This is a genomic window from Ensifer sp. ENS03, assembly GCF_014852035.1.
In the GTDB taxonomy this organism is placed as follows: Bacteria; Pseudomonadota; Alphaproteobacteria; order Rhizobiales; family Rhizobiaceae; genus Ensifer; species Ensifer adhaerens.
Window position 1 is genome coordinate 298,706 of the sequence record NZ_JACVAV010000004.1, and the last position, 16,727, is coordinate 315,432.

The 16,727-nt window shown below is 63.4% G+C and carries 17 protein-coding genes; 6 read left to right on the top strand and 11 right to left on the bottom strand.

Translation table 11 applies throughout. From position 1 onward, the window contains the following. Positions 1-46: 46 nt before the first annotated feature. On the bottom strand, positions 47-550 hold the full coding sequence (locus IB263_RS17785; protein WP_060521568.1) for a hypothetical protein: 504 nt from the start codon (positions 548-550) through the stop codon (positions 47-49). Positions 551-791: 241 nt separating this feature from the next. Between IB263_RS17785 and IB263_RS17790 the strand changes: the two genes are divergently transcribed. Then, positions 792-953 carry a hypothetical protein gene (locus IB263_RS17790; RefSeq protein WP_089044398.1) on the top strand — a complete coding sequence of 54 codons (162 nt, stop codon included), beginning with the start codon at positions 792-794 and terminating at the stop codon, positions 951-953. A gap of 488 nt (positions 954-1,441) precedes the next feature. Here the strand turns inward: IB263_RS17790 and IB263_RS17795 are convergent, their stop codons facing one another. After that, the gene (locus IB263_RS17795; protein ID WP_371814144.1) at positions 1,442-2,752 is read right to left on the bottom strand and encodes an amidase; all 1,311 of its coding nucleotides are present in this window, start codon (positions 2,750-2,752) and stop codon (positions 1,442-1,444) included. A 263-nt stretch (positions 2,753-3,015) separates the two neighbouring features. Here IB263_RS17795 and IB263_RS17800 point away from each other — a divergent pair, with 263 nt between their 5' ends. The 3 genes from IB263_RS17800 (at position 3,016) to IB263_RS17810 (ending at position 7,324) form a co-directional block, all read left to right on the top strand. After that, a complete protein-coding gene (locus IB263_RS17800) occupies positions 3,016-4,581 on the top strand; it encodes an alkaline phosphatase (protein ID WP_192438781.1) in 1,566 nt (521 codons plus the stop codon). Positions 4,582-4,782: 201 nt separating this feature from the next. Further along, positions 4,783-6,609, top strand: coding sequence for a translational GTPase TypA (gene typA, locus IB263_RS17805; protein WP_034802622.1), 1,827 nt, complete (start codon positions 4,783-4,785; stop codon positions 6,607-6,609). A gap of 208 nt (positions 6,610-6,817) precedes the next feature. Further along, positions 6,818-7,324 carry a GNAT family N-acetyltransferase gene (locus tag IB263_RS17810; RefSeq protein ID WP_034802619.1) on the top strand — a complete coding sequence of 169 codons (507 nt, stop codon included), beginning with the start codon at positions 6,818-6,820 and terminating at the stop codon, positions 7,322-7,324. Between the two features lie 33 nt (positions 7,325-7,357). Here the strand turns inward: IB263_RS17810 and IB263_RS17815 are convergent, their stop codons facing one another. Next, positions 7,358-7,957, bottom strand: coding sequence for a hypothetical protein (locus IB263_RS17815; protein ID WP_060521415.1), 600 nt, complete (start codon positions 7,955-7,957; stop codon positions 7,358-7,360). A 160-nt stretch (positions 7,958-8,117) separates the two neighbouring features. Between IB263_RS17815 and ppa the strand changes: the two genes are divergently transcribed. Beyond that, positions 8,118-8,651 (top strand): inorganic diphosphatase, encoded by a 534-nt coding sequence (ppa, locus tag IB263_RS17820; protein WP_034802613.1) that lies wholly within the window; start codon positions 8,118-8,120, stop codon positions 8,649-8,651. Between the two features lie 3 nt (positions 8,652-8,654). Here ppa and IB263_RS17825 read toward each other — a convergent pair whose 3' ends face one another. Further along, a complete protein-coding gene (locus IB263_RS17825) occupies positions 8,655-8,969 on the bottom strand; it encodes a DUF167 domain-containing protein (protein ID WP_192438782.1) in 315 nt (104 codons plus the stop codon). Between the two features lie 21 nt (positions 8,970-8,990). After that, positions 8,991-9,284, bottom strand: coding sequence for a YggT family protein (locus IB263_RS17830; RefSeq protein WP_089044330.1), 294 nt, complete (start codon positions 9,282-9,284; stop codon positions 8,991-8,993). Positions 9,285-9,521: 237 nt separating this feature from the next. Here IB263_RS17830 and IB263_RS17835 point away from each other — a divergent pair, with 237 nt between their 5' ends. Next, a complete protein-coding gene (locus IB263_RS17835; RefSeq protein WP_060521413.1) occupies positions 9,522-10,763 on the top strand; it encodes an MFS transporter in 1,242 nt (413 codons plus the stop codon). 21 nt (positions 10,764-10,784) lie between these two features. Here the strand turns inward: IB263_RS17835 and IB263_RS17840 are convergent, their stop codons facing one another. The 6 genes from IB263_RS17840 to hemC form a co-directional block, all read right to left on the bottom strand. Then, on the bottom strand, positions 10,785-11,525 hold the full coding sequence (locus tag IB263_RS17840; protein WP_371814136.1) for a glutamine amidotransferase: 741 nt from the start codon (positions 11,523-11,525) through the stop codon (positions 10,785-10,787). A gap of 1 nt (position 11,526) precedes the next feature. Next, on the bottom strand, positions 11,527-12,009 hold the full coding sequence (locus tag IB263_RS17845) for a TerB family tellurite resistance protein (RefSeq protein WP_034802604.1): 483 nt from the start codon (positions 12,007-12,009) through the stop codon (positions 11,527-11,529). Between the two features lie 26 nt (positions 12,010-12,035). Further along, complete coding sequence (locus tag IB263_RS17850; RefSeq protein ID WP_192438783.1) at positions 12,036-13,682, bottom strand: heme biosynthesis protein HemY; 1,647 nt, start codon at positions 13,680-13,682, stop codon at positions 12,036-12,038. A gap of 11 nt (positions 13,683-13,693) precedes the next feature. Next, entirely contained in the window at positions 13,694-14,974 is a 1,281-nt protein-coding gene (locus IB263_RS17855) for a COG4223 family protein (RefSeq protein ID WP_192438784.1), read from the bottom strand. 102 nt (positions 14,975-15,076) lie between these two features. Further along, the gene (locus tag IB263_RS17860; RefSeq protein ID WP_034802598.1) at positions 15,077-15,790 is read right to left on the bottom strand and encodes a uroporphyrinogen-III synthase; all 714 of its coding nucleotides are present in this window, start codon (positions 15,788-15,790) and stop codon (positions 15,077-15,079) included. Between the two features lie 4 nt (positions 15,791-15,794). Beyond that, positions 15,795-16,724 carry a hydroxymethylbilane synthase gene (hemC, locus tag IB263_RS17865; protein ID WP_089044334.1) on the bottom strand — a complete coding sequence of 310 codons (930 nt, stop codon included), beginning with the start codon at positions 16,722-16,724 and terminating at the stop codon, positions 15,795-15,797. Positions 16,725-16,727: the final 3 nt, after the last annotated feature.

The following is a 16,727-nucleotide window of genomic DNA, read 5'->3' on the forward strand; positions in this document are numbered from 1 at the left end:
CGGGCGGAAGAGGGGCGCGTTGAAAGCGGACGATTGTCCGGCGGGTTCACTCCGCCGCGTTGTTGCGCAACCAGGTTTCCAGCGCGGCAATCACCGAGAGCCGCAGGCTTGCGCCCTTGGACAGGGCGCGGGTGAGGGACAGGTCGTCGCCGGCAAATCCCATCTCGGCCATGATGTCGTTCGCCCGCATCCGGCGGCGATTCATGATCGTGCGGATTTCGGCGATCGTTTCGGAGAGCAGGTAGCGACCGCTGGCAATCGCGGGGGGCGCTGCGAGCGGCGGATCGATATGAGCGTGTGGGGCAAGCCCGTCCGGGCCGCCATTGCTGCTCAGCCACTTGAGGAACGTTTCACGCTCGGTGGGGCTTGCCTTGGTCCAGGAATTCTTGAGCTTGTCGAGGCGCGTGCGCTCGTCCTTAAGCCCTGCCGCGATAAGCGCCTTGCGCAGTGACGGGATGCGCCCGGCGATCAGATCCGCGTGGATGTCGGGAAAATCGAGTTTCAGGCGCTGCACGTCCGCGGTTTCGTCGCTCTTGGTTTTCTTCGACATGCTCATTCCCGCGTCGTTCGTCGGCGACATGCTCTAGCGTGCTCGTGCGCCCGGCGCGAGCGAAATAGGTCGCTATCCTCTATCCTTTGTCCGTCGACCCCGTTAGGGAGCGCATGGAGAATAACGCGACGCTGCGTGCTGTGCCCTTCGCCTGATGTCATGCATCCAGCTTTACGCAAGTCCCTTCGCCTATAGTCACCTCAATGGCCGGGATGTGACACGGCGAATGAAGGACAATGATATGTCAAACGATATCGAGCATTACCGCGACCCATCCGACACGATGGTTGCCCTCTATCTCGCGAACAATGACGGCGACGAACTGACCGATGTCTTGGTCGCCGCGCTTGAAGATGCCTTCCGCATCCTCCGTGACGAGATCTCCGGCGAAACGATGCATTGAGCGGAGCGCGTCTCCTCCACGAACTATTTTTCGAACGTAATCCACCATCGGTTGCGAATCGAATCAGGGATGTCCTGTTCTGACCGGGTTCCAATCGGCGATGCGGCGGATGTCGGGAGAGTTCGCGGCCACGTATCGCTTGCGCTAGGGGAGACGCACAAGCATGACATTTTCTATCTGGCATACGGTCATAGCGCTGCTGATTATCGGCGTACCGGTCTGGCTGATCCTTCGGGCCTCGAAGCGCTCACGCTAAAGCGCGTCGCAGATCAAGTCTGCTTCATCGCATATCGCTGTCGCAAAATCGGCGCGCACATCGCTCGGCATGTTTGGCGCATCAAGGCGCGAGCGATTGGCCGTAGAGAACAAGGCGTTGCGGAGTTCCGATTTCAACGGGATCCATGCCCGCTTGATGTCATTCGACGACGACTGCCGAACCGGCCTGCTTGCAGGCTGGTGTTTCATTCGATGACCATCGGGCGCGCCGTTCAAGCTTCCTGAAGCAGCGCCTGGGCTGAAAGGGCTGACGCCAGTACGGTCGCATCGGTTCCGTTTCTCCCAACCAGCATCAGTCCGGCCGGCCGCACAAGGCCCGGCATCGGCAGGGTGATAGCGGTGAGATCGAACTGGTTGGCGACCTGGCAGTTGCGCAGCAGCAGGCTCTCGACGCGGTCGTATTCCGCCGCGTCGATGTCGACGCTTGCGATGGACACGGCCGCAATCGGCGTCGTCGGCAGTGCGATGAGATCGTAGGGCGAGAGCCGCTCGTCCATGGCGGCGGCGAGCGCATGCCGGGTTTGCAGCAGGGCCGAGATCGCCGCGTCGGGCACCAAAAGGCGGCGGCGAAGCGAGAACTTGACCCTTTCGTCGACTGGGGCGGCCGCATCACCCAGCCATCCGGCGTGGATACGGCTTGCCTCCAGGCCCGCAACCGAGCCGATCCGCGTCGCTTCGCCGAGCTTCTCGATCAAGTCATCGATGGTGCAGTCGACGATCTTGGCACCCGCTTTGGCCAGTCGGTCGAGGCTTGCCGCAAAGGCGTCGGCGACTTCGGGGGAGAGGTCTTCAAACAGCCTGCCACGTGGGATGCCGATACGAAGATCTGCGACAGGACGGGCGACAAGCGGCCTTGGCTGCTCGCCGGCCATCACAGCATCGGTCGCTGCACAATCGGCCACGGTCCGGGCGAGCGGTCCGAGCGAATCCAGAACCGGCGAGAGCGGAAAGGCGCCATCGAGCGGGATGCGGTTCGCCGTCGGCTTGAAGCCGACGATGCCGTTCAGCGCCGCGGGGATGCGGATCGAGCCACCGGTATCTGAACCGATGGCAATGTCACAGGTGCCTTCTGCTGTCGACACGCCAGCGCCCGAGGATGAACCGCCGGGGATCAGGCTTTCGTCGGTGGCGTTGCCGGGTACCGGGTAGTGCGGATTGAGGCCGATGGCCGTAAACGCGAATTCGGTCATATGCGTCTTGCCGATAATGACTGCACCGGCAGCCCGCAGCCGCTGGACAACGAGCGCGTCTTTTTGGGTCGGCGGCGCGTCGCGGCGGATGATGGAGCCGGCAAGCGTCGGTTCGCCGGCGATATCCAACAGGTCCTTGATTGAAACGATCTTGCCGTCGAGCGGCCCAAGGCCGTCCCCCGCCTGCCGGCGGCGGTCGGCCGCGTCTGCCTCGCTCCGCGCGCGCTCTTCGTAGAGCCGGACAAAAGCCTTTTGCTCGTGCCGACGATTGTTGAGCCGGCTCAGGATCTGTTCCAGGCGGTCGCGGACGGAGACGTTGGCGGCATGGGACACGATGATCACCTGTCGATTTCTGTGGCCACCGAACGGGGGCAGGAGGCGGGTTCGTTGCCCGGATTCACCAAGGCCAACGCTGATCGCCTTTGATAACAGCATTGGCAGCGTTTGCCATCGTCCCATTGTCGCCGCGGCCAGCTCCGGCCTTCACCGAACTGTCGCCAAACCGTTCAAATAGTTTCATGCGCCTGTTACGTCGCTGACACCCAGATGACCAAAGGTCCGGCACGCGCGGTGGCGCTGCCGAATCGGAGGTCTGTTTGGCCGATATCCTCAAGACGCTTTCGAGGCGTTCTTTCCTGCTTTCCGCCGGTGCCGCGGGCTTCGTGGCCTCATCCGGTCTTGCGACACCCTTTTATGCACGCGGCTACGGCCGGCCGGAATTCATTCACGGCGTGCAATCGGGCGATGTCGATACGTCCTCCGGCATGATCTGGACACGGGTGGATCGCCCGTCGAAGGTGTCGGTCGAATACTCGACCACCGAGAGCTTCTCCAACCCCCTTCGCCTTTCCGATCTGACGGCGACGCCGCAGACGGATTGCGCGATCAAATGTTCGCTCGACGGGCTGCTGCCGGACCAGGATATCTTCTACCGCTTCACCGCCACGGATCTCTACGACGTCAACCGCGTCTCCGCGCCGGTCACCGGCCGGTTTCGCACCGCCCCCTTGCGCAAGCGCTCGATCCGCTTCGTCTGGTCCGGCGACACGGCCGGGCAGGGCTGGGGCATTGATGATGTCGGCATGAAGACCTATTCGACCATGCGCCAGCACGAGCCGGACTTCTTCATTCATTCCGGTGACACGATCTATGCCGATAACCCGATCCCTGACGAGATAGCGCTACGTGATGGCGGTGTCTGGAAGAACCGCGTGGTGACGCATGAGAAGCGCGACGTGGCGCGGACGCTGGAAGAATATCGCGGGCAATGGAAATACAATCTGCTCGACGAGCATGTGCGGCAACTCAACGCCGTGTGCCCCACTTTCTATCAATGGGACGACCACGAGGTGCTGAACAACTGGTCGGCCTCGACCGACCTGCGCGACGACGCGCGCTATCCGGAAAAGGATGTTGCCGTCTATGCGGAGCGGGCGGCGCGGGCGTTCAACGAGATGACGCCGATCCGCATGCCGGCAACGCAGCCCGGCCGCATCTTCCGCAAGATCGGCTATGGTCCGTTGCTCGACGTGTTCTTCGTTGACCTCAGATCCTATCGCGGCGCCAACCAGGGAGAAGACGGCGGCGGCGCCCTGTTCGGCTGGCGGCAGGTCGACTGGCTTAAGCGCGAACTTGCTGCCTCGCGGGCCACCTGGAAGGTGATCGCCTGCGACATGCCGATCGGTCTCGTCGTCTGGGACGATTACACCAACCGGCGCGGTTCGGACGCGATCGCCAATGGCGACAACGGTCCGCCCGCGGGGCGCGAACGCGAATTTGCCGATCTCCTGCGCTTCGTCCGCGACAACGGCATCGACAACCTCGTCTGGCTGACGGCGGACGTGCATTACACCGCCGCGCATCACTACGATCCGGGGCGCGGCGCATTCAAGGATTTCACGCCGTTCTGGGAGTTCGTGTCCGGTCCACTGCATTCCGGCACCTATGCGCCGAAGGAGCTCGACATGACCTTCGGGCCGGAGGTTCGCTTCATCAAGGCATCCGGCGGCGGCATCGACCAGAACCTGCCGCCATCGGCTGGTCTGCAGTTTTTCGGCATCGTCGATATCAACGGCCAGACGCAGCAGATGACGGTGCGGCTGATGGACCGGCAGGACCAGGAACTCTGGCGCGTGACGCTCGATCCGGCCGCAATTGCATGAGGAATTCGGTCGCGGCCAACAGCTTTGCAAACGGCGTTCGTGAGACCCCTGACGAGTGCAAACCCATGGCCTACCGGCATTTGAACACGACGCTCATGCGCGCGCCCCCCTTTCGCAATCGCAAAAAAACCTGTATGAGCGCGACCATTGAAAAAGCGGCGTGGCCCATCGGGGCTTGCCCTGAACCTTCCGAGACGAAAAATGAGCATTCGTAACATCGCGATTATCGCGCACGTCGACCATGGGAAAACGACCCTTGTTGACGAGCTCCTGAAGCAGTCGGGCTCGTTCCGCGAAAACCAGCGCGTTGCCGAACGCGTCATGGACTCCAACGACATCGAAAAAGAACGCGGCATCACCATCCTCGCCAAGGCGACTTCGGTCGAATGGAAGGGCGTGCGCATCAACATCGTCGACACCCCCGGCCACGCCGACTTCGGCGGTGAAGTCGAGCGCATCCTGTCGATGGTGGACGGCGCTATCGTTCTCGTCGACGCTTCCGAGGGCCCGATGCCGCAGACGAAGTTCGTCGTCGGCAAGGCGCTGAAGGTCGGCTTGAAGCCGATCGTCGCGATCAACAAGATCGACCGCCCGGACGGCCGCCACGAAGAAGTCATCAACGAAGTCTTCGACCTCTTCGCCAACCTCGACGCCTCTGACGAGCAGCTCGACTTCCCGATCCTCTACGGTTCGGGCCGCGATGGCTGGATGAACGTCAACCCGGAAGGTCCGAAGGACCAGGGCATGGCGCCGCTGCTCGACCTGGTGCTGCAGCACGTGCCGGAGCCGACGGTTGCCGAAGGCCCGTTCCGTATGATCGGCACGATCCTCGAAGCCAACCCCTTCCTCGGCCGCATCATCACCGGTCGCGTTCACTCGGGCACCGTCAAGCCGAACCAGGCCGTCAAGGTTCTCGGCCAGGATGGCAAGCTGCTTGAAACCGGCCGTATCTCGAAGATCCTCGCCTTCCGCGGCATCGAGCGTCAGCCGATCGAAGAAGCGCAGGCAGGCGACATCGTTGCGATAGCCGGCCTTACCAAGGGCACCGTCGCCGACACCTTCTGCGATCCGTCGGTCGCCGAAGCGCTGACCGCGCAGCCGATCGACCCGCCGACCGTCACCATGTCCTTCATCGTCAACGACAGCCCGCTTGCCGGCACCGAAGGCGACAAGGTCACGAGCCGCGTCATCCGCGACCGCCTGTTCAAGGAAGCCGAAGGCAACGTTGCGCTGAAGATCGAAGAATCCTCGGAAAAGGACTCCTTCTTCGTATCGGGCCGCGGCGAACTGCAGCTTGCGGTTCTCATCGAAACCATGCGTCGTGAAGGCTTCGAGCTTGCCGTTTCGCGTCCGCGCGTTGTCATGCACAAGGATGACAACGGCCAGATGCTCGAGCCGATCGAAGAAGTCGTGATCGACGTCGACGAAGAGCATTCGGGCGTCGTCGTGCAGAAGATGTCCGAGCGCAAGGCCGAGATGGTCGAACTGCGTCCGTCTGGCGGCAATCGCGTCCGTCTGGTGTTCTTCGCTCCGACCCGCGGCCTCATCGGCTACCAGTCGGAACTTTTGACCGACACCCGCGGCACGGCGATCATGAACCGCCTGTTCCACGCCTACCAGCCCTACAAGGGCGAGATCGGTGGTCGCGTCAACGGCGTTCTGCTTTCGAACGACGCCGGTGAATCGGTTGCCTACGCGATGTTCAACCTGGAAGACCGCGGCCCGATGATCATCGACGCCGGCGAGAAGGTCTATGCCGGCATGATCATCGGCATCCACACCCGCGACAACGATCTCGAAGTGAACGTGCTCAAGGGCAAGAAACTCACCAACATGCGCGCCGCCGGCAAGGACGAAGCCGTTCGCCTGACGCCGCCGATCCGCATGACGCTGGAGCGCGCGCTCTCCTGGATCCAGGACGACGAGCTGGTCGAAGTGACGCCGAAGTCGATCCGTCTTCGCAAGCTGCACCTCGACCCGAACGATCGCAAGCGCTTCGAAAAGGCCCGCACGGCTGGCGCTGCCTGATCGATCCTGATCGATCCTACGACTTTCAGAAAAACCCCGGAGCGATCCGGGGTTTTTTGCTGTGTGTGCCACCGATGGGCGACTTGCGGATAAAGTTAAAAAGGCGTTAACCTTCCATTGGGTGCCGTTAAAGTTGCCTGTGGGTTAACGCAGGCTGGCAACCGGGCGGGATTCCTGTTCGCCTTGTGTGTGTTTAGAGTCGCGAGTCATGAAGACTGTTTCGATAGAGATTCGGCCCGGAGAGCCGCAGGAAGCGTCGGCAATTGCCGATGTGCACCGCGTTTCGTGGCTGCAGACCTATGGCGGTCTCATTCCCCATCGTCCGCTCGTTCAGATGGTCAATCGCCGTGACGAGACCTGGTGGCGCAAGGCGACCCGCGGTCCTGCCACGCTGCTCGTCGTCGACGTCGCCGGAACCATCGCCGGCTACGCAACGCTCGGCCTCAGCCGCGCCAAGGCCCTGCCGCAGGAAGGCGAGATCTACGAGATCTACCTGAGGCCGGAATACCAGGGCATCGGCCTCGGGCGTATTCTCTTCGGCGAGGCCAAGAGCCTGCTGCGTTCGCTCGGCTGCCGTGGCCTCGTCGTCTGGTGCCTCGAAGACAGCGAGCATGCCTACCAGTTCTTCCAGGGTGCCGGCGGCACCGATATCGCCGAAGGCATGGAAGATTTCGGCGACAAGCACCTGAAGAAAGTCGGCTTCGCCTGGAACTAGGCCCGACGCCTCCGCGACACTGAAATCAAAGACTTACTCAGGCAGTTCGTTGTTGGGATCGGCCGCCTTGTCGCCCCGCGTGCCGTGATAGGTGGGCTTGTCGACGCCGCAGCGGAAGGTCGGTGCCACCTCGTCGGCGATCTTGCGAGCAAGCGCATTCGGATCGGGATTGGCAAGCGCATCGACATAGCCGGCGACGCAACCCTTGCCGTCATCCTTCTCGGCCACCTTGGAAATGACGAGCACCTGCCCCTGAAGTGCAGGAACCGAAGCGCCGGACGCGTCCGTGTTCTCGATGAACCAGCGCAGGATCGTCGCTACGGCCTTGCCATCCTTGGCAACCCGCCACTCCACGGTCGTGCCGGCGTGGTTGAATGGAATGAAACTCTCGAAAGCGTCGTCGGCATAGCGCTGGTTCAGGTGGCCGAACGAAACACTCTGGCGGATGTCGGCTTCCTTGAAGCGAACGGGATAGTCTGCATGGCCGGGGCAGGTCATCAACGCGTACATGCCCTCTTCTTCGGCGATCGTCTTACACTTGTCGCGGCCGATGTCGGTATAGACGCTCTCATTGGCCAAGACGGGGCCGGCGGACAAAAGCACCAGCGCCAGGCATGCAACCCTTCCGTTCATACGAAACTCCCTCAAACGCGATTGGCAGACCTGTAGAGGTCGATGGGCAGGCGCAAAACGACCGGTTGAATCTGCGCTACGGACGAAAGTTATGTTGCATCGCGGCATGTTTCCCTTTATCCGACGGGCAAACTTCTCAAACCGACCCTGGAGTAGATCCATGCGCATCGACGCGATTTCCATCGGAAAGAATCCACCAGAAGATGTCAACGTGATCGTTGAGGTTCCCGTCGGCGGCCATCCGATCAAGTACGAGATGGACAAGGAAGCCGGCACGCTGGTCGTCGACCGCTTCCTCTATACGCCGATGACCTATCCGGGCAACTACGGCTTCGTGCCGCATACGCTCTCGGACGATGGCGATCCGATCGACGTTTTGATCTGCAACACCCGTCCGCTGGTTCCGGGCTGCGTCATCAATGTGCGCCCGATCGGCGTGATGATGATGGAAGACAATTCCGGTCAGGACGAGAAGATCATCGCCGTTCCGTCGGGTCACCTGACGCAGCGCTACGACAAGGTTCACGAATACACCGACCTGCCGGAAATCACGCTGAAGCAGATCGAGCACTTCTTCGAGCACTACAAGGATCTGGAGCCCGGCAAGTGGGTGAAGATCTACGGCTGGAAGGATGCTTCCACCGCCCGCCAGCTGATCAAGGAAGCCGTCGAGCGCGCCAAGGGCGCCAAGTAAGCTTTATCTGCCGGCCAGTTCGGCAAGGCGTTTCATCAGATCCTCCGGGTCGCTCTCGATCCGGAGGATTTTTTTGCGCTGCGTTTCGCCTGAGATGAGGGAGAGCTTGCTCGTGGCAAGCCCGAGCGTCTTGGCAAGAAAGGCAAGCAGTGCCTGATTGGCCTTGCCTTTCTCCGGGACCGCGCGGACGCGCACTTTCAGATATTCTTCGCCATCCGCCGCTTCCAGCCCGTCGATGGCATCACGGCCGCCGTTCGGCGTCAGGCGCACCGTCAGGCGAACATGGTCGCCATGCGCGGTGAAGGCCGTGCTACTCACCCTGCACCTGGCCGGCCGTCGTCAGCCCAGCAAGGCCGGCGCGATCGTCGTGTTCAGGAAAAGCTGGATGAAATAGAGGATTACCAGAACGACCAGCGGCGAAAGGTCGACGCCGCCCATGTCGGGCAGGATGCGGCGGATCGGGCGGTAGAGCGGCTCGGTTAACTGGTAAAGCGAGCGGCCGATCATGTTGATCGCCTGGTTGTTCACGTTGATGACATTGAACGCGTAGAGCCAGGAAAAGATGGCCGACGCGATGACCAGAAACCACGCGATGTTGATGATGAAGTTCAAGGTGCCGATAACAGCAAGCATGCCGGTCTCCAAATCGTTATTGACAGACATGTAGACATTGAGACCTAAACGAGCAAGTACGCCGGTTTATCGGGCGCGATCATGTTTAACGTGTGGCCGCTTGACAGTCGGTGCCGACGAAAGCATGTCGCGATCCTTCAGATGCGCTGCCTGCCTTTTGAATATTGACGTTTCACTTGTCGTTATCGCAAAACCGCGACCCAGTTTTGCGCGACCCGCTTCAGGAGCGACTTCCTCATGTCCGCCGTCCATGCCTCGCATCGTTTTGCCGCGTTTCGGCATGTCGGCTATCGTCGCTACTTCTTCTCGCGCTTCCTCGCCTATTTCGCGATCCAGATCATCTCTGTCGCGGTCGGCTGGCAGATCTACGATCTGACGCGCGATCCCTTCGATCTCGGCTTGATCGGCCTTTTCCAGTTCCTGCCATCGCTGGTGCTGATCCTCGTCACCGGATCCGTGGCCGACCGCTACAACCGGCGCATGATCATGGGCGTCTGCATGGTGGTCAGCACGCTTTGCGCAGCGGCGCTGCTCGCGCTGACAGTCACCGGGCTGTTTTCGCCGTGGCCGGTTTATGCGGTTCTCGTGGTCTTCGGCATCGAGCGTGCGTTCCTTGCGCCCGCGTCGCAATCGCTGGCACCAAACCTCGTGCCCCCGGAAGATCTGCCCAACGCGATCGCCTGGAACTCCACCTCCTGGCAGACCGCGATGATCGTCGGCCCGGTCGCGGGTGGTCTCATCTACGCGCTCGGCGCGGTCTTTCCTTATGCCATCGGCTTCTGCTTCTTCCTCGCCTCCGCATTCATGGTCTTTGCCATTCCGAAGCCGGCGACGCGCACCCAGGCCTCGGCGCAAAGCTGGCAGACGATCACCGCCGGCTTCCGCTACATCAAGGCGGAGAAGGTGGTGCTCGGCGCCATATCGCTCGACCTTTTTGCAGTGCTGCTCGGCGGCGCCGTGGCGCTGATGCCGGTCTTTGCCCGCGATATCCTCGACCTCGGCCCCTGGGGGCTCGGCCTGTTGCGCGCGGCCCCGGGTGTCGGCGCCGTTGCCATGGCGGTCTGGCTGGCGGCGCACCCGATCCGCCATCGCGCCGGTTTCTACATGTTCATCGGCGTGGCGCTCTTCGGTCTCGGCACCGTTATCTTCGGCCTTTCAGCGACCCCCTGGGTCTCGATCGCGGCCCTCGTCGTCATGGGTGCTGCCGACATGGTATCGGTCTATGTGCGCGAGACGCTGATCACGCTCTGGACGCCGGACGAACTGCGCGGCCGGGTCAACGCCGTCAACATGGTCTTCATCGGCGCGTCGAACGAACTTGGCGAATTCCGCGCCGGCATGATGGCGTCCGGCTTCGGCGGGGTCTTTGCCGTCGTCTTCGGTGGCATGGGCACGCTGCTCGTCTCAGGGCTTTGGGCGCTTGGCTTTCCGCAATTGCGCAAGATCGATACGCTCGACGTGCCCGATCACCACAAGTAAACGGTGCGAGCGGACAGCACGTTACGCGCTTTCCGCCTTTTCTCCCGGCCGTTCATCGCGCAGGAAGATCAACTCAAGGAAGTTCTCCATCCAGGTGCGCAGCGGCCCGTCGTGCTGCATGCGGCCGTCGAGATGGGCCTTGCCCACCTGGGCACCGGGCATCTCGAAGCGATGGGCGCCGTGCACCACCCAGCGATGCATCATGGCGCGGGTGAGTTCGCCGTGGAACTGGATGCCCCAGGCATTGTCACCGTAGCGGAAGGCCTGGTTGGGATAGGTGTCGCCGGTTGCGAGCAACTCGGCACCGGAAGGCAGGTCGAAGCCCTCGCGGTGGAAATGGTAGACCATGGCCGGCCAGTCCATCAGCGCCTTGCCGGCCTCGGTCGCAACCAGCGGATACCAGCCGATTTCGGTCATGCCCTCGTGATGGGGTGCCACCGAGCCGCCGAGGTTGCGCGCGAGCATCTGCGCGCCGAGGCAGATGCCGAGATAGGGCTTGTTTTCCTTGAGCGGCACGGAAAGCCAGTCGATCTCGCGGCGGACGAACTCTTCCTCGTCATTGGCGCTCATCGGACCGCCGAACACGATCGTGCCGCTGTGCCGTTCCAGCGTTTCCGGCAGATCGTCGCCGAGCGCCGGATGACGGATGTCGAGCCCAAAACCCTTCTGCTCGAGTATCTGGCCGACGCGGCCGGCGCTCGATCGCTCCTGATGCAGGATGATCAGGACGGGTTTTCGGGCGCTGTCGTCGGGCATCGGCATTTCAGTTATCCTGTTGTGACTCGGCTTTCTCTACCGTGTCGCTTCTGGCCGCCGCCTCCTGCCGCTGCAACACCCGGTCGCGACCGGAAACACCGAGCAGATCGGCAATACGCCAGATCACGTGATCTTCCATCTCACTTCGCTCGCCATCGGCATAGACGACGTCCCAGAGCATGCCGACGAGTTCGACGCGTTGCTCCTCGGAGAGGTGACGCTTGAGCTCGGCGGTGAATTGGTAGAAGTCGATCGCCTCGCTCTCGGCAGTCTCGCCGGCTTCGATCAAAGCGGAGAGCGAGGCATCGTCGAGCTTGTAATGCTCCTTGATGACCTTGCGCATCTTGCGCCGCTCGGACGCGAGGATCCGGCCGTCGGCCTCCATCACCTGGAAACAGAGAGCGATTACCGCCACGCGCGGATCGCCATGCTCTATGCGCTTCGCCGGGCCGGTCAGACCATCGAGAAACGTCCGTAAGCGTTCAAACATGTATTTTGCCACAGCCCCTTGAGAACTCAGAACAATCGGAAAGTCGTCTTTTCCGGCGCCTTCTCGCCAGCGGCCGGATCGCGCACGCCGGGGTCATCCGGCGGGCGACCGAAGAAGGGATCGGGCCTGTGCTCGCCATTCGCACCCTCTTCCTTCTCCGCCTTGACCGGAGGCTTGTCGGCAACCGGTTCCGGCGCCTTGCGCTCGGCGACCTTGATCGGCTGCGGTGCCGGACGCGGCTCCTCGCGCTCGGCCTCCAGGATCACCGGCGTCTCGCTGCGCCGGGCTGCGGGTGCGGGCTGGTGCACATGCGCCTCCACCACGGCGGGCAGGCTGCGGATCGCCTCGTCGGCGTTCGACTGGTCGTGGTCGACCGTGGCCGAAAGCGTATGCGGCGGGGCTTTCCATTCGAAGGCATCGAGCCGGCCGCTCACCGGCGAGACCGGCAGCCAGGTCGACGAGGTCACGCCGTCGGCGGTCCAGGCCGGATCGCGCGGGCTCTTCAGCGCCTGCGCCATCCAGTGACGGATGCGGCCCTCGTCGCCGGTGTCGGCCTCTTCGATGTCGGCAAGCAGCAGGAAGATGCTCTCGGTCGGGTCGAGCCGGGCGGCGGCTTCCGCCTTGGTGCGCGCCAGAAGCAGTTCGCGCGCTTCGAGCGCGGCTTCGGCGACGGCAGCCATCGCCACGGCATTGTTGGGCTTCAAGGCTTCGAGCTTGCGCGCCCGCTTCAACCGGTCGACCGCAGTGTCGCCGCCGCGGGCGCGCACGTAGAGCCGGGCCACGTCCGGATGCGGCTCGTGCTTCCAGTTCTTCTCCAGGATCGAGGTGCCCTTGCGCAGGTTGTCCTCGCGAAACAGCGCCTTGGCGGCCGTCAGCGCCGCCGGCACCAGATGTTCGTCGAGCTTCAGCGCGGCAAGCGCATCGTCCCGCGCACCTTTCACGTCGCCCTCGAGCTTCGTCATTGCGCGCGCCGTCAGCAGCACTGCCTTCTTGCGATCGGCTTCCTTGCGATCGACCACGTGGGCGATGCGGCTCTGGTCGAGCAGACGCAGGGCATCGTCCCATTGACCGGCCTGGCTCTGGCTGTCGAGCGTCGCAAGTGCTGCCCAGGGCAGGTGCGGCGCCTTTTCGGCGGCGCGCTCGGCATATTGCCGCGCGGCCTCGTGGGCGCCGAGCCGCTTGGCCTCGAGATAAAGGCCGCGAAGCCCGAGTTCGCGCGTCTCCGGATCGTCGGCCATCAGCTCGAACTTGCGGCGGGCGTCGTCGTACTTGCCTTCGATCAGTGCGGTCTGGGCTTCGAGCAGGTGGATCAGCGGTTCCTGGTCGGCGCTGATCAGGCCGCGGGTGCGGGCGGTCATCTTGCGGGCAAGATTGGCGTCACCGGCGCCGGCGGCGATCAGGCCGGTCGACAGCGCCTGGTAGCCGCGGTCGCGCTTGCGGGCGCGGAAATAGCGGGTGACCGTGTGCGGCGAAAGCCAGATGGTGCGCACCAGCCAGACGACGATCAGCACCGCGGCAATCAGCGAGATCAGCAGCGATGCCGCGCGCATCAGGCTCATCTCGATCAACTGGCCCTGCCAGACGACCGAAAGTTCACCCGGCCGGTCGGCGAGCCAGGCGAAGCCGAGGCCGAGACCAAGCACGATCAGGATGAAAATCAGAATGCGGATCATATCTGGTTCCCTCAGCCTTCCGTGCCTGATTTTGCCATCGTCGCAGCGACGGCGGCATCGATCGCGGCTTCGACCCGCAAACGCTGGTCGAGCTTGGCCTTGAAAGCCTCGCCCGCCGGCTTGGCGGTGTCGGGCAGACCATTCCATTCCAGAGCGGCGCCCTTGAGGTCGCCATTGTTCAGCTTGTCCTCGATACGGGCGATGACGGCTTCGGGCGTTTCACCCTCGACGCTGCCGACGGGACGCACGCGAATGCCGGACATGGCGCTGGACACTAGCCGATCGAAGATGCCTTCGTTCGGGTCGGGCTGGTTGAGAGCGTCGAGCATGGCGTCGGCGGTTTTCGGGAACTCGCGGCGCAGGTCGGTCCGGGTCGGCACGCCGACCTGGGCATCCTGGGCGAGCGCGGCGACGGCTTGTTCGTCAGGCGCGATGCTGCGCAGCGCGTCGAGTTCGGCGAGGAAAGGCCCGCCGCGATCGATGGCCGACTTCAGTGCAGTGACCGCAACGGCTTTCGCCATCTGGATATCGTTGACCGGCTCGTTGAGCTTCTGCTCGGCGGTCTCGATGCGGCTCGTCAGTTCCGCCTTCTCGGCGGTTGCCGCCTGCTGCGCATCGGCGAGCGCTGTCTTCAGACCTGCAAGCTCCTTGGTGAGATTGTCGACTCCCGCCTTCAGCGTCTCGACCTCGGCGCTCGGTGCGCCGTTTGCGGCCGGTTGGGAGGCGGACTGTTCGAGCGAGGCGATACGACCTTCGAGTGCGGTGTTGTCGACGACGGCTGCGGGGGTGGGCAGCGCCGCGATCTGGTCGCGCAGGGCCTGCAGTTCGCCGGAAATGTTCTGCTCGACGCCGCGGGTCGGCCCAAGTCCAGGCACGATGCCGGCATATTGCAGGCCGCCGAAGCCGAGCAGCGTCACGAGACCGCCGACGATGCCGGCCGCGAGCGCCCCGGAGTTCGATACCGGCTTCTGCGGCGGTGCCGGTTCCGGCTCGCGGGCCACATGCGGCGGCTCTTCGGCGAAGACGGCCGCGGCCGCGTCGGCGGCGGCATCGGCGCGCTGCTCCTCGATTTCTTCGTCCAGGCGGGATCCGGCGGCGCTGTCGTCGCTGGTGTCCCTTATCGGCTCATCCGTCTCGGCTTTGTGCGCTGTGTTCTCGGCCGCAGCGTCTGCCAGCGTCTCGCCGGTTGCTTCCGGGCCGGCCGGTTCCGCAACGGTTTTCTCCGCTTCGAGGTCGATCGTCAGCGGTTCCTTCTCGGACTTCGAGCGGCGCGGCGGGTTTTCCGATACCATGGTGACCTCTTACCGTTAGTGCCTGTCGGCTCTTCCTTCAAACCTAGTCAGCCGGAACGGTGAGGGAAAGCCCCTCCGTTCCGTTTTTGGATGAATTCGATGTTAGAGAAGACTGAAAAGGCTGTCTTCATCGGGCCTTGCGGCGGTCTCCGCCACGACGTTACCCGGCAGCGCCTCGGCCACCACGGGGCTGAGGCAGAGGTAGCGCGGCGCAAAGGAAGCAGCATCGACACCGGCTTCGGAAAGCAGGCGAACGAACTGTCGCGCGGTCTCTCGCGAGTATAAAAGCACGGCGTCGGGACGGCTGCTCCGCCGCAGATCTTCGATCGCGGCGCGCGAATGGGCGATCGGCTCCATGCGGTAGCACTCGACCGTCCGGTGCTCTATGCCGCGTTGTCTCAGCCCCTTTTCCAGCCCTTCGGAGCGCGGCGTTCCTGCCAGATAGAGCAGGGGAAGTGGCGGCAGCGTGTCGATGGTCGCGCCGATTAGTTCCGCCAGGGACTGGCCGGTACCCTCCGCTATGCGCAGATCGGAGAAACCGAGCCCGGCTGCTGCTTGCGCCGTGGCGGCGCCCACGCAGAAGCACGGGGTCGCCAGATGCTGTGACAGGTCTGCATCTGACGATACGAGCATCCGAATGGCTTCGGCGCTGGTGAGCACGATCGCCGCATGCGGCACTTCAAGCGCGGCAACGGAGACGGCAGCAAGATGGGTCGCCTGCATCAGCGGCAGCAGGATCGGCCGGTGGCCGGCGGCTTCCAGCCGGCGTACCGTCGCCTCGGCGGCGGGAAGCGGCCGGGTGACGAGCACGCGCATGGCTTTAAGTCCAGCTTGCAAAGAAGCCGGGGCCGGCCTTGGCGCGGATCTCTTCTCCGGCCTTTTGCCCAAGCGCTTCGGCGTCGGTGGCCTTGCCCTCGATCGTAACCCGGTGATGGGTCTGGCCGTCGGGCGTGAGGATCATGCCGGAAAAGCTGAGATGGGTGCCGTCCGAGGTGGCGAGACCGGCGATCGGCGTGCGGCACGAGCCGTCGAGCGTCGCGAGGAAGCCACGCTCGCAGGCGACTGCCTCATGGGTGCGGGGATCGTCGATGGCTGCGAGCAGGTCGTTGATGCGGCTGTCGCCGATGCGGCTCTCGATGCAGATCGCGCCTTGGGCCGGCGCCGGCGGGAATTCCTGGGGGTCGAGCAGTTCGGTCGGAACGTCGGTCATGCCGAGACGCTTGAGGCCCGCATAGGCAAGCAGTGTCGCATCGACCTGGCCCTCAGCGAGCTTTCTCAGCCGCGTTTCCACCTGGCCGCGATAGGTGATGACATTGATATCCGGACGCAGCCGGCGGATCAGCGCCTGGCGGCGCAGCGACGACGAGCCGACGGTCACGCCCTGCGGCAGTTCCATCAGTTTTTTTGCCGTCCGACCGATGAAGGCATCTCGAATGTCCTCACGCGGCAGGAAGGCGGAAAGACAGAGGCCGTCAGGCAGTTTCGTCGGCATGTCCTTGGACGAATGCACAGCGAAATCGAGTTCGCCCGACAGCAATTGTTGCTCGATCTCTTCGGTGAACAGGCCCTTACCGCCGATCTCGGCGAGCGAGCGGTCGGTGATCCGGTCGCCCTTGGTCGAGAGGATGACGACCTCGAACATTTCCGGCGCCAGACCATGCGCCGCTGCGAGGCGATCGCGCGTTTCATGGGCTTGAGCGAGCGCCAGCGGGCTGCCGCGCGTGCCGATCCGGAAAGGTTTTGTTTGCATCAA